This is a genomic window from Plantactinospora sp. BB1 (assembly GCF_003030385.1).
GTDB lineage: Bacteria > Actinomycetota > Actinomycetes > Mycobacteriales > Micromonosporaceae > Plantactinospora.
Genome location: NZ_CP028159.1, coordinates 3771560 through 3784070, shown reverse-complemented (window position 1 = coordinate 3784070; position 12511 = coordinate 3771560). Strand labels below are relative to the sequence as shown.

Below are 12511 nucleotides of genomic sequence, written 5' to 3'. Positions count from 1 at the left end.
CATCCGCCGCTCGTGCCGCCGGAACACCGGTCGCTGTCGGTAACGTCTTCGTCTTCTTACTGCCGACGGCCGGCAAGGTAGCCTCGGCTACCCGGAACAGGGGCCGCTGAGAGAGAAGGCGGTCACGGCGACCAGCAGCGCCGCGAAGGCCCCCGGCCGGTCATGGCCCAGGCACGCAGGTGGGCGTAGGCGTCGTGTTCGTCGACCGCCCTCCGTCGGTCACGGGGCGACGCGCGGGCCGGTGCTGCCACGCCGGGCGGCGTTTCGCCGGGCGACGTTTCGCCGGGTCAGCATGACGGCCAGGACTCCCCCGACGGCCAGGGTCGTCAGGCCGTGTATCCACTCGCCGTCCCGGATGGCACTGGCGGCGGCCAGCGCCAGCAGGACCACGTGGCCCAGCAACTCGAAGGCGCCCCGGTGCTGACCCCCGGCCCGGATCCGCTCGCCACGCGGTCAGCCGTTCCCGGGATCCTTGTCGTCCCTATCGGTGTCAGGGGCCCCTTACGTCACACCGACGGCTCGGTGACGGGACGTCACACCGACCGCTCGGTGACGGGACGTCTCGCGCGACGCGCCCGCTCGCCCACCGGGGCTGCGACCTCGGGCTGCCCGCTCGGGGTGCCGCCGGGCGACTGGGCCGGCACCAGGATCACCGGACAGGTCGCCAGCCGGAGCAGCCGGGCGGCGACGCTGCCGAGCACGAGGCTGGCCACCGGCCCGTGCCCGCCGTTGCCGACGACGAGCACGTCGGCGCCGGCCCGTCCGGCCAGTTCCACGAGCCTGCGCGGTGTGTCCCGGATGGCGGCCCTGGAGCACCGCACGGTGGCGTCGATCCCCTCGTCCCGCAACCGCCGGGCGGTGCGGTGCAACCCGGCCACGGTCGCGGTGGCGTCCTCGGCGGCCAGGAAGCCGGCACGACTCATCGTGACCTCCTGGACGTGCAGGAGCACCAGCCTGCCGCCGGACGTGCGGGCAAGCCCCGCCGCGACCGTCAGCGCGTTCTCCGCCGACGGCGAACCGTCGACGCCGCAGGCGATGGTGTGGAACACGGATCCTCCTTCGGCGGCCCGCCCGCCGCACAGGTGCCGACGACAGCCGGAACAACCCAGCGCGTGCCGGCGACAGCCGGAACAACCCGGCGCGTGCCGGCGACAGCCGGGACAACCCAGCGCCTGCCGCCGACAGCCGGAACAACCCCACCGCCGCTGCCGGCCGGCGCTCCCCTCCGCACTGCCATCAAGGTTGCTCGGTTCACCGGCCAGCGGCCCTGGCCGCGTCCGGCCGACTTCCCGACCTCTGGTTGCCGGCCCCCGGCAGCCGCACAACCGCCCGACGCCCCGCCCGTCCCGGCAGGCGCACAACCGCCCGACACCCCGCCCGTCCCGGCAGGGTGCCGATGCAGGACCCCGCCCGCCACAACGGCAGCCGTCCCCCCAAAGACGGATATCCAGCGCGGGCCGGCCCGGCGGCGGCATAATGACCGAGATCAACCGCCCGAACGACCCAGGTCAGCCGGAACGGGACACTCGGGTCGAGGTCTCGCACCAGGGGGCGAGCCGACCGGTGGCCGCGTCTCGTCACCGCCGAGGGCGGCAACCACCACGAGGAAGGCCACGATCGTGACTTCGGAATCCGTGCACACCCCGGACGCCACCATGCCGGCAGCCTTCTTCGGCCATGGCAACCCGATGAACGCGCTCGAGGTCAACCGCTACTCCTCGGCGTGGCGGGCCTTCGGCGAGACGGTGCCCCGCCCGCGCGCGATCCTGGTGGTCAGCGCCCACTGGTACATCAACGCCACCGCGGTCACCGCGATGCCGAGGCCGCGTACGATCCACGACTTCTACGGCTTCCCGCAGCAGCTCTTCGACGTGCAGTACCCCGCACCCGGGCTGCCCGAGATGGCCGCGGAGGTCAGTGACGTCGTCCACCCGACCTGGGTGGGTGCGGACGTCGACAGCTGGGGCATCGACCACGGCACATGGTCCGTACTCGTGCACGCCTTCCCCGACGCCTCCATCCCGGTGGTCCAGCTCAGCATCAACGCCGACAAGCCCCTCGACTACCACCTGGAGCTGGGCGCGAAGTTGGCACCGCTGCGCGAACGCGGGGTCCTCATCGTCGCCAGCGGCAATGTCGTGCACAACCTGCGCGGCATGAACTGGAAGCTCGCCGACGAGGGCTACGACTGGGCCCAGCGCTTCGACGAGGACGCCAAGACCCGGATGCTCACCGACCCGACCGAGTTCGCCACCCTCGACGCCCACCCCGACTTCGGCCGCGCCGTTCCCACCCCGGACCACTTCATCCCCGCCCTGTATCTCGCCGGCCTGGCCGGCGCCACCGACGCGCCGGGCACCGAGATCCTGGTCGACGGCTACGCCTACGGGTCGCTGTCGATGACGGCGTACACGCTCGGCCTGCACTGTCCGAGCGGCACCGGCGGCGCCGGCTCGCCGCAACCGCCGGCCGATCTGCCGCCCGACGGGTCCAACATCTAGCCCGGCGACCGCAGGGGCTCGCCGCGCCCGGGTCCGGATGCTTCCGGTACGCCGGCGTCGGCGGTCACCCGGCCCGGTCGTCGCCCTGCCGGGGCGCGGCGAGTTCGTCGGTGATCAGCAGTTCGCGGCGGTACTGGCCGGTCCGGTAGGCGGCCCGGCCGACCATGTGCGCGGCGACGGGTGCGGTGGCGAGTTGGAACGCTCCGACGAGTACGAGGGTGGTGATGTCGACGAGGGTGCCCAGCCGCAGCGCGGTGCCGGTCAGGATGAGCAGTAGCCCGAGCACCTGCGGTTTGGTCGCCGCGTGCATCCGCGAGAGCAGGTCCGGAAAGCGCAGCAGGCCGAGACCGGCGGCCAGGCTGAGCAGGGCGCCGCTGAGCAGGCACGCGGCGGCGAGGACGTCGATGACGACGGAGACGTTCATCGCTGCCCCGCCGGACCGGGCGGCGGGTCCTCCGGACCCTCGGGATGGCGCGGTACCGCCCCGACGACCGGGGCGGCCGGGTCGACGAACCGGCCGACGGCGATCGAGGCGATCGGGCCGAGCAGGGCCAGCCCGAGCAGGATCGGTAGTCCGGTCGCGTCGCGGGTGTAGGCCGCCTCGGTGGCGATCGCGCCGACGGTGATGGCGAGCAGCACGTCGTTGGCGACGATCCGGTCCAGTGTGGACGGCCCTCGCACGATCCGGATCAGTGCCAGGCCGAAACCGGCGGCGAGCAGCACCGCGACGGCGAAGGCGACGACAGTCATGGCTGACCTCTCTCGTTGGTGATCTGCTTCAGCTCGGCGGCGGAGCCGATGGCGCGGACGATCCGGGCCTCCAGGGCATGGACCTCGCGGCGGAACTCCTCGACGGCGTCGTGGTCGCGGACGTCGAAGACGTGGATGTAGAGCACGCCCGCGGCCCGGTCCGTGTCGACGATGAGGCTGCCGGGGATCAGCGAGACCGCCTCCCCGCAGAGGGTGAGGTTCAGGTCCGAGCGCACGGCCAGCCGCACGGCTATCACGGCGCTGCGTGGCCGGTACCCGAACCGGAACGCGGTCCAGGCCAGGTGCGCGCTCGCCGCCACCAGGTCGACGAGAAACCTGGCGGCGAAGCGCAACAGGCCCGCCGGGTGCGGTCGTCCGGCGAAGGTCACCGGCGGCAGCGGGAAGACCGCGAGCACGACCGCGGCGACGACGAGTCCGCCGAGGAGCGTCGCCCAGGAGAAGACGCCCCAGAGCAGCATCCACAGCGCGGTCAGCCCGCCGAGTGCGATCAACCGGTCGCGGGTGCGCCGGCTCGGACGGGCGGTCACGGCACACCGCCGGGGAAGACGGCCCGCACGTAGGGGTCGCGGGCCAGCAGGTCGTTGGCCGCCGTGTCGGTGAGGTCGTAGAGCGGCCCGGCGACCAGCGTCAGCGCGACACCGGCCACCACCAGCGCGGCGGTCGCGGCCACCATCATCCGGGACGAGGGCCGGGGCGGGGCGTCGGCGGACACGCCGGCCGGGGACCGCCAGAACGCCAGGTTCCAGACCCGACCTATCGCGTAGAGGGTGAGCAGGCTGGTCAGGATCGCGCCGGCCACCAGGACGTACGCCAGCGGGCCGCCGTCCTGCACACCGGCGCGTACCAGCCCGAGCTTGCCGAGGAAGCCGGAGAACGGGGGGATGCCGGCGAGGTTGAGCGCGGGGATGAAGAAGAGCACGCCCAGCACCGGAGTGGTACGCGCCAGCCCGCCGAGCCGGTCGACGGCGGTGGTACCGCCGCGTCGCTCGATCAGCCCGGCCACCAGGAACAGCGTCGTCTGGATCACGATGTGGTGGACGGTGTAGAAGACCGCCGCCGCGATGCCGGCCCGGCTGGCGAGTCCCACCCCGAACAGCAGGTACCCGATGTGGCTGACCAGGGTGAACGAGAGCATCCGTTTGATGTCGGACTGGGCGACGGCGCCGAGGATGCCGACCACCAGGGTGGCCAGCGCGGCGACCGTCAGCACGTCGGCCACCTCGCCGCCGGGGAAGAGCAGCGTCTCGGTGCGGATGATGGCGTAGACGCCGACCTTGGTGAGCAGACCGGCGAAGACGGCGGTGACCGGGGCCGGAGCGGTCGGGTAGCTGTCCGGCAGCCATGCCGACAGCGGGAAGACGGCCGCCTTGATGCCGAAGGCCAGCAGCAGCATGCCCTGTAGGAGCAGGCTGACGCTGTCGGGCAGCGCGTCGAGCCGGGACACGAGTTGCGCCAGGTTGAGGGTGCCGGTGGCGGCGTACACCAGGCCGATGCCGACCAGGAAGATGACCGAGGAGAGCAGGCTGACCACGACGTACGTGGTGCCGGCCCGGACCCGGGTCTCGGTGCCGCCGAGGGTGATCAGTACATAGCTGGCGGCCAGCAGGATCTCGAAACCGACGTAGAGGTTGAAGAGGTCACCGGAGAGGAAGGCGTTGGTGACCCCGGCGGTGAGGATGAGGTACGTCGGGTGGTAGACGGCCAACGGCGTCGCCTGCTCGCCGTCCGCCACGCCCTGCCCTATCGAGTACACCAGCACGCAGAGCGTCACCGCGGCGGAGACGACCAGCATCAACGCGGCGAGTTGGTCGGCGACCAGCACGATGCCCAGCGGTACCGGCCAGCCGCCCACCGCCGCGACCAGCGGGCCGCTGCGGGACAGCACCAGCAGCGCCACCGCCGCCGCCAGGGTGGCGGTCAGCACGCCGATGCTGACCGCCCGCTGGATTCGGGGTCGCCGGAACATCAGCAGGGTCACCGCCGCACCCAGCAGCGGCATGACCACGGGCAACGGAACCAGCCAGGTCACGGGCGCCCCACTCGGGTCACACCACGGTCGGCGGTCTCGATCTCGATCTCCGTCTCGCTCTCGTTCTCCGTCTCGCTCTCGGCGTCGGCGTCGGCGTCGGCGTCGGCGTCGGCGTCGGCGTCGGCGTCGGCGGCATCCGATCCCTCGTCGCGTTCGGCCATCGCCATGATCCGACGGTCCTCGATGTCGTCCTGCACCTCGTCGTGGCCGACCAGTCGCCAGCTCCGGTAGGCGAGGGCGAGCAGGAACGCCGTCATCCCGAGCGTGATGACGATGGCGGTGAGGATCATGGCCTGCGGAAGCGGGTCGGTCATCTCACCGGGGGCGGTGGTGCCGACGATCGGCGGACCACCGGGCACCGCAGCGCACAGGATCAGCAGGTTGGCGCCGTTGCCGAGCAGGATCACGCCCAGCAGCACCCGGGTCAGCGTACGTTCCAGCAGCAGCGTCACCCCGGCGGCGAAGAGCACACCGACGGCGACCAGCATGATCAGGCTCAGCTTCACACCAGTTCCTCCGTCTGCTCGAATTTCCGGTCGGCGTCCTGCTCGGGTCTCTGTTCGGCGTCCTGCTCCGATTTCCGGTCGGCGTCCTGATGCCGGTCCACCTCGGCGCCGAGACTGCGCAGTACGTCGAGGACCAGTCCCACGACGATCAGATAGACGCCGATGTCGAACAGCGTCGAGGTGACCAGGTGGACGTGCCCCAGCAGCGGCAGGTGGAAGTCGAGTACCGCACTCTGTAGGACCTGCCCGCCCAGCACCATGGCACCGATGCCGGTACCCACGGCGACGAACAGACCGGCGCCGAGCAGCGCCCCGGCGTCGACCGGGGCGGCGGTCGAGAGTTCGTGCCGCCCACCGGCCAGATAGCGGATCACCAGCGCCAGGGCCGCGACCAGGCCGCCGGTGAAGCCACCGCCGGGGGTGTTGTGCCCGGTGAACAACAGGTACACCGAGAGCAGCACGATGCTGTGGAACAGCAGCCGGGTGACCACCTCCAGCATGGTGGAGCGGCGACCGGCCTCCACGGTGTGCCCGGCCATCAGCCAGATCGGCTCGCCACCCGGCGGCGTCGGCGGAGCGTCGCCGGGTCCCCGGCGGTGCAGTCGCCTGGCCCGCCGGAAGATCAGGCTCGCCACACCGGTGGCCACCGCCACCAGCACCGACACCTCACCCATGGTGTCCCAGGCCCGGATGTCGACCAGGATGACGTTGACGATGTTGTGGCCGCCGCCGTACGAGACCGCCAGCTCCGGGAAGTCCACCGAGACCGGCGTCGCGGTTCGGGCCCCGACGGCGACGTACGCCATGGCGGCCATCACCGTCCCGACCGCGACCCCGATGCCGACCCGGATCCACCTGGTCCCGGGTTGTGGCCGCTCGGAGAAGTGGCTGGGCAACCGGCGGAGCACCAGGACCACCATCACCATGGTGACCGTCTCCACCAGGAACTGGGTCAGGGCCAGGTCGGGTGCGCCGTAGAGCAGGAACAGCCCGGCGACGGCATAGCCGGTGATCCCGACCAGGATCACCGCGGTCAGCCTCCGGCGGGCCCGGGTGGCGAACACCGCCGCGACCACCAGCACCGCGACCGGCAGCGCGTGCAGCGGCGCCGCCCAGAGCTGGACCGGCTGCCCGAACGGCCTGCCCACCACGAGCACCGTGCCGGCCGCGGCGATCAGCACCAGCAGCGTGACGCCGAGATAGAAGGGCAGCGAACCGCGCTGCGTCGCACCGGTCACCTCGACCGCCGCCCGGTCCACCGCGGCCATCAACCGGTCGTAGCCGGAGGCGCCGGAACGGCCGACCGGGCGCGCCGACCGGCGCCGGGCCGGCAGCCCCACCCGGAACAGCACCGCGCCCAGGGCGAGCACCAGGACGGAGAGGCCGAGCGCCAGGCCCGGCCCGTGCCAGAGCGCCAGGTGCGCCACCGGTCCGGCCGCGGTGAAACGCTCGGCGTACGGCGACAGCAGCCGATCCACCGCCGGGGCGGCGATCCCGGCGGCGAGGCCGGCCACCGCGATCAGCATCGGGGCGCCGAGCAGCGCCGACACCACCGACCGGTCCACGCCCGACACGGCGTCTCCGTCGGGATTCGCGCCGGGCACGCTCGCCTTGCTCGCGAAGGCGCCCCAGACGAACCGCAGCGTGTACGCCACGGTGAGCACCGAGCCGGCGATCACCGCGACCAGCACCACCCGACCGGTGACTCCGGTGTCGAAGAGGGACGCGAAGACCGCCTCCTTGCCGACGAAGCCGATCAGCGGCGGCAGCCCGGCCATCGAGGCGGCGGCCAGTCCGGCGGCCACGGCGAGCGCGGGTGCCCGCCGGCCGAGACCGCTCAGCCGGCGCAGGTCACGGGTACCGGTCGCCCGGTCCACGATGCCGACCACGAGGAAGAGTGCCGCCTTGAAGAGCGCGTGCGCCAGCAGCATCGCCACGCCGGCCAGCGCCACGTCCCGGCCGCCGACACCGAGTACGGCGGTCAGCAGGCCGAGTTGGCTGACCGTCCCGTAGGCGAGCAGCAGCTTCAGGTCGTGCTGACGCAGCGCGGTCCAGCCGCCGAAGAGCATCGTGGCGATGCCACCACCGACCACCATGACGAGCCAGGTCGTCGCCGCCGGACCACCGGCCACGGTGATCGCCGGTGCGAGCTGCGCGACCAGGAAGACACCGGCTTTGACCATCGCGGCGGCGTGCAGGTAGGCGCTGACCGGGGTCGGTGCCGCCATCGCCGCCGGCAGCCAGAAGCTGAACGGGAAGATCGCCGACTTGGACAACGCGCCGAGCAGGATCAGCCCGACCGCCGTGGCCAGGTACCAGCCGCCCGGCAGCGCGCCGGCCACCTCCGACCACCGGTAGCTGCCGGCGTGCTCGCCGAGCATGACGATGCCGACCAGCATCGCCAGGCCACCGGCGGTCGTCACGACGAGCGCCTGCAACGCCGCCCGACGGCTGGGCCTGCTGGTCACCGAGTGGCCGATCAACAGGTACGAGCAGACGGTGGTCAGCTCCCAGAACACGTACAGCAGGAGCAGGTCGTCACTCACGACCAGGCCGAGCATGGTTCCCGCGAAGGCGACGAAGACGGCGGCGAACTGGCCCAGGCCCGGCTCGGCGGCGTCGAAGTACCGCGCGCAGTACACCAGGACCAGCGCGCCGATCCCGCCGACGAGCAGCACCATCAGCCACGACAGCGAGTCCATCCGAAACGCCAGGGTCAGCCCGAGCGGGCGTACCCATGGATGAGTCGATTCGACGGCGCCTCCGCCGACGACCTGGCCGGTGTGCGCGGCGGCCCAGCCGGCCGCCGCGAGCGGCGCCCCGGCCAGCAGATAGAACGCCCTCGGCCCGAGCCACCGCACCAGCGCCGGTGCCGCCACCGCGACGACCAGGTGCGCCAGCAGGACGATCAGCACGTGGCGGCCAGCAGGTCCCGCAACTTCGCCAGCCCGTCGTCGTGCCCGACGGCCACGACCACGTCGCCGGCCCGGAACACGAAGTCCGGACCCGGTGAGGCGCTGACCTGCTCACCGCGCACGACCGCGACGATGGAGGCCCCGGTACGGGTCCGCGCCCGGGTATCGCCGAGCGGACGGTCCACGTACGTCGATCCGGCCCGGATGCGGATCCGCACCGCCTGCACCCCGCCCAACGGTTCGACCAGGTCGGAGACGTGGTCCATGGTGACCGTGGCGTGCAGCACATCCGCCACCGAACGGGCCTCGGCCGGCAGCAACGCGACGGTGCCGAGCGCCCGCTCCGGCTCGGCCTGGTCGTAGAGGACCAGGACGTGTCGACCGTCGAGGTGCGACACGATGCCCAACCGGTTACCCTCCCAGGTGGTCAGCACGTGAGAGATCCCCACGCCGGGCAGGCCAATGCGTTCCATCGTCATGGGCACTCCTGTTCAGGATCGGATGCGGTGGACCTGCGGACCGGACCGCATCGTGCTCGGTGGCGGTGGTACCCCGTGCGGAATACGTCCAACCGGGTCTCTCGGGCGACGCGCTGGTCCGGTAACGGCCCCAGGCGCGGATCTCTTGGTCGGGCGGGAAGAGTGGCAGCGGCCCGGTGAGCGTCTCGGGTGGCTCGGAGCCGACCACGATCGCACCGCTGGCGAATCCCGTTCTACCGGCGCAGGTCGAGCCTAACCGGGTCTCCCGACGGCACCATCGGACGGCGCCGGAAATCTAGTTCCGCTGTTCGTTGCCGGTGGTCGGCAATCGGGCTGGTGAACCGTACGGTGGCGGCCTCTCCGCCGCAGGGTTCGCTGCGCCGGAGGTCCGGTCAGCTTGCCGACGGCCGGCATCACGCACGGCCGATCTCGTCTGGTGCCGCACCTCGCCGTACGGCCGCCGCACGGCGACGCTGGAGTCATGCACAGCCATCGTCAGCGACCCCATACCGGCCGGGCCGGCCGTTGGCCGTCGGATCCGCACAGTGCGGCACGATCCGCCCGGATCCGCCGTTTCGGCTGGCTGCTACTCGCGGTGGCGGTGGCGTTGACAGTGACCGGCATGCGGACCGGACACGGCTTCGTACTGGCGGCCGGGCTCGCGCTCGCCCCGGTCGGTCTGCACCTGATCGCTCGTACTCCGGGGGCGGCAGACCTGGTGGAGAGCGGCCGTACCACCCGCAAGAGCGGACCCGGCGACCGTGCGCGAACCGGTCCCGGCGACCCGCCCGGCCCGGTGCGATTCGCATACCCGCCCGGCCGGAGACGCGGACGGACCGGCGGAACAGGCGACAGAAGTGTCCGGAAAGGACGGTGGGGCGGGCGCAACCGGCCACCGTATGCCCATCGACGGACCGAGATGAGCGGTCGCCGGACCAGACGGGATCAGGCGGCACATCCGTGCTGACCGCCCGCTCGGCAGAGCAGGTGCCGAATCGTGCGCAGGCGTACGCCCGGCCGGCGCGACGGGTGCGCTGTCGGGCTATCCGCTGCGCCCGCATGGTTCGCAGAACTGCGCGTGTGGCCGGTTCCGCAACCATTCGATGCTGATCCTCGCCCGGCAACGGCCACAGGTGCCGTAACTGCCCTCGGCCATCCGTTGCAGCGCGTGCGCGGTATCCGCTATCGCCTGCCGGGTGGCGGCGATCTGTGCGGCCAGGCCGGGGTCGTCGCGGCGACGACCGGGCGGACCACTCCGCACGGTGAGGTCGGCGAGTTGGTCGGTGTGCCGCTGGAACTGCGCCTCCAGGGTCTCGCGCAGCGCCTCGATCGGGTCGTACGCGGTGCGGGTGGCCTTGCTCGGGTCGTACACGGTGCGGGTCATGACGCTCGTCCCTTCACCGGACTGGGCTTACGACGCGGGTTCTTTCCGTCGCGGCCGGGAGACGGCCGCCGCCACGCAGGGCCGACCCGCGACGCGGGGCCGGCAGGGCTGCCAGCCGAACGTGCACGCGCCCGCCCGATGACCGGGTGACGGAAACCGTCGCGAGAACCTGCCCGCGCGCCGTCCCGTCGAGCGGCCGGGCGCCGCGACAGACCCGGGGTCTGGCGCGGCCCCCGACGCTTGGCCAGGCCCGCGAACCGCGACCCGGCCGGTTTCGACGCCGACCGCCGGGGCCGGAGCCTCTGCTGGCTCCGCGCGTCCGGTGACGCCACCGGCGGCACGGTGCCCGGAGTAGTCGCCGGGACAGCGGCTGACCCCGTCGTCAGCCGCTGCCCGGCCTGCCGCGCGGGCGCCCGCCCTGTAACTTGTCAACGCCCGCCGGCTCGCTTTCGCAGATCATTCGCCGTACGTCTGACTCCAAGCCTGCCCGTGGGCTGCCGGCACCGCACCGGCACCGGCCGGAAGCGTGCCGGGGCTGTCGTTGCCATACCTCGGCAATCGGCGGCTCGGGCCGCCCAGGCGGGCAGGGTCTGCCGAACGGGTCGGCTGCGGCGACGCGGTGGACCCGGTCCGTGCCCTCAGTCGCGCCGCGTCGCGGCCACCGGGCCGCGCTCCGGCATCCGGGACGGTGCCAGCGCGTGTACCTCTCCTCGGTGGCGCAGCGTCGCCACCCAGGCCAGGTCGAGTTCGTCGGCCGGCTGCAACGTCTCGGCGAGCCGGACCAGCGGGCCGGCATCCACGCCGGTGGCGTGGCCGGGCGCGTCGGTGGAGAGAAACAGCGCCTCGACCCGGCCCTGCTGCGCGGCGGTGAGCACCTCGCGAGGGTCGACGGTGGTACGTCCGGTGCCGCGCAACCGTCGGTAGGTCGCCGCGGCGGCGGCCTCGTCGCGGCGCAGCATCGGCTCGACGAGTGCCCAAGACAGCCGGTGCAGGACGTCCACGGGCATCCCGCGCGGACTGCCGTCCACCCCGGTCGGCAACAGCCGTGGATAGGTGTTCGCCCTGCGGTACAGCGCCTGGAGGGAACGGACGCCGGCCAGGACGAGCGGCACCTGCCCCTGGTGGCAGAGGTCGCCGAGGGCCTGGTCGACCCGCTGGAAGTGCTGTAGCACCCGCTGCGTCGTCTCCTGGTCGCCACCGTCGTGGAACAGCGTCCCGCCACCCGCTCCGGCTCCACCGGCCAGGAACGCGTGGGCGTGCTGCTGCGGCCGGGGCATGGTCAGCCAGACCGCCAGCGGCAGACCTTCCAGGGCCACCTCGTCCAGGCCGCGACGGGTCCCCTCGAAGAGCCGGATCTCGTCGTGCGTGAGCGTGAGTACGCAGAACCGGCCACTCGCGCTCAGCAACGGCAGCAGAGGCCGTACCACGAACCGGTCGCCGACGGTGACCAACTCGGGCAACCGGAGCGGCACGCGCAACTGCCGGACCTCGTCCGGGCCGAGAAACACCGCCAGGCCGTCGCTGGGCTGGTCCCACGACCGGGGCGGGTCCAGCAGCTGCCACGCCGGTCCGAGCACGGCGTCGAGCCGTCCCACGCCGATACCGTCGGCGCGAAGGACCCGCTCGGTGTGCCGGAGCAGATTCCGCAGCCGGATCCGGTTCCGGGCCGTCGCCGGCCCGCCGCGCTGGGTCGGCACGTACAGCGAGATTCGCAGGCCACCGCGGCTGCTCGCCAGCTCCGCGAGATCCGGCGCGGTCAGCAGATCCATCTCGGCTCCAGTCAGACAGTTCACGGGCGCAGCGAACCCCGACCGCCGTGGCCGGCGCGGCTTCGGCTCCGGCGGCCGGTCGTTACGTACCGGCGGCGAAGTCCGGCGCCCGGCACCCCGGTGCCACCCCGGCCGCGCCGGGCACGCCGGCACCGCT

The 12511-nt window shown here is 72.6% G+C and carries 12 protein-coding genes; 1 reads left to right on the top strand and 11 read right to left on the bottom strand.

Annotated features, from left to right (window positions below; translation table 11 throughout):
• Nucleotides 1-219: 219 nt before the first annotated feature.
• The gene (locus C6W10_RS37355) at nucleotides 220-402 is read right to left on the bottom strand and encodes a hypothetical protein (RefSeq protein WP_159104613.1); all 183 of its coding nucleotides are present in this window, start codon (nucleotides 400-402) and stop codon (nucleotides 220-222) included.
• A 131-nt stretch (nucleotides 403-533) separates the two neighbouring features.
• Complete coding sequence (locus C6W10_RS37350) at nucleotides 534-1049, bottom strand: universal stress protein (protein ID WP_159104612.1); 516 nt, start codon at nucleotides 1047-1049, stop codon at nucleotides 534-536.
• Between the two features lie 570 nt (nucleotides 1050-1619).
• Here C6W10_RS37350 and ygiD point away from each other — a divergent pair.
• Complete coding sequence (ygiD, locus tag C6W10_RS16570) at nucleotides 1620-2501, top strand: 4,5-DOPA dioxygenase extradiol (protein ID WP_234361795.1); 882 nt, start codon at nucleotides 1620-1622, stop codon at nucleotides 2499-2501.
• Nucleotides 2502-2565: 64 nt separating this feature from the next.
• On the opposite strand, the gene mnhG is transcribed toward ygiD, so the two are convergent.
• The 9 genes from mnhG to C6W10_RS16525 form a co-directional block, all read right to left on the bottom strand.
• Entirely contained in the window at nucleotides 2566-2925 is a 360-nt protein-coding gene (gene mnhG / locus C6W10_RS16565) for a monovalent cation/H(+) antiporter subunit G (protein WP_107258856.1), read from the bottom strand.
• A complete protein-coding gene (locus tag C6W10_RS16560) occupies nucleotides 2922-3251 on the bottom strand; it encodes a monovalent cation/H+ antiporter complex subunit F (protein ID WP_107258855.1) in 330 nt (109 codons plus the stop codon). The genes mnhG and C6W10_RS16560 overlap by 4 nt, the downstream gene beginning before the upstream one ends.
• Nucleotides 3248-3799, bottom strand: a complete 552-nt coding sequence (locus C6W10_RS16555; RefSeq protein WP_107258854.1) for a Na+/H+ antiporter subunit E — start codon at nucleotides 3797-3799, stop codon at nucleotides 3248-3250. The genes C6W10_RS16560 and C6W10_RS16555 overlap by 4 nt, the downstream gene beginning before the upstream one ends.
• Complete coding sequence (locus C6W10_RS16550) at nucleotides 3796-5301, bottom strand: Na+/H+ antiporter subunit D (protein ID WP_107258853.1); 1506 nt, start codon at nucleotides 5299-5301, stop codon at nucleotides 3796-3798. Before C6W10_RS16550 ends, C6W10_RS16555 begins: the two co-directional genes overlap by 4 nt.
• Nucleotides 5298-5789: a Na(+)/H(+) antiporter subunit C gene (locus tag C6W10_RS16545; protein ID WP_107263997.1), complete on the bottom strand. Its 492-nt coding sequence runs from the start codon at nucleotides 5787-5789 to the stop codon at nucleotides 5298-5300. The genes C6W10_RS16550 and C6W10_RS16545 overlap by 4 nt, the downstream gene beginning before the upstream one ends.
• Before the next feature lie 14 nt (nucleotides 5790-5803).
• On the bottom strand, nucleotides 5804-8722 hold the full coding sequence (locus C6W10_RS16540) for a Na+/H+ antiporter subunit A (RefSeq protein WP_107258852.1): 2919 nt from the start codon (nucleotides 8720-8722) through the stop codon (nucleotides 5804-5806).
• Nucleotides 8716-9201: a cation:proton antiporter regulatory subunit gene (locus tag C6W10_RS16535; protein WP_107258851.1), complete on the bottom strand. Its 486-nt coding sequence runs from the start codon at nucleotides 9199-9201 to the stop codon at nucleotides 8716-8718. The genes C6W10_RS16540 and C6W10_RS16535 overlap by 7 nt, the downstream gene beginning before the upstream one ends.
• Before the next feature lie 1042 nt (nucleotides 9202-10243).
• Nucleotides 10244-10585 carry a conjugal transfer protein TraR gene (locus C6W10_RS16530; RefSeq protein ID WP_107258850.1) on the bottom strand — a complete coding sequence of 114 codons (342 nt, stop codon included), beginning with the start codon at nucleotides 10583-10585 and terminating at the stop codon, nucleotides 10244-10246.
• Nucleotides 10586-11223: 638 nt separating this feature from the next.
• Nucleotides 11224-12354, bottom strand: a complete 1131-nt coding sequence (locus tag C6W10_RS16525; protein ID WP_107258849.1) for a hypothetical protein — start codon at nucleotides 12352-12354, stop codon at nucleotides 11224-11226.
• Nucleotides 12355-12511: the final 157 nt, after the last annotated feature.

What these genes read in the sequence shown, in the direction of transcription:
- C6W10_RS16545 (WP_107263997.1), bottom strand. Translation starts at nt 5,789, where the DNA reads ATGCTGGTCGCCGTCGGTGTGCTCTTCGCCGCCGGGGTGACGCTGCTG.
- C6W10_RS16530 (WP_107258850.1), bottom strand. Translation starts at nt 10,585, where the DNA reads ATGACCCGCACCGTGTACGACCCGAGCAAGGCCACCCGCACCGCGTAC.
- C6W10_RS16560 (WP_107258855.1), bottom strand. Translation starts at nt 3,251, where the DNA reads ATGACTGTCGTCGCCTTCGCCGTCGCGGTGCTGCTCGCCGCCGGTTTC.
- C6W10_RS16525 (WP_107258849.1), bottom strand. Translation starts at nt 12,354, where the DNA reads ATGGATCTGCTGACCGCGCCGGATCTCGCGGAGCTGGCGAGCAGCCGC.
- mnhG (WP_107258856.1), bottom strand. Translation starts at nt 2,925, where the DNA reads ATGAACGTCTCCGTCGTCATCGACGTCCTCGCCGCCGCGTGCCTGCTC.
- C6W10_RS16535 (WP_107258851.1), bottom strand. Translation starts at nt 9,201, where the DNA reads ATGACGATGGAACGCATTGGCCTGCCCGGCGTGGGGATCTCTCACGTG.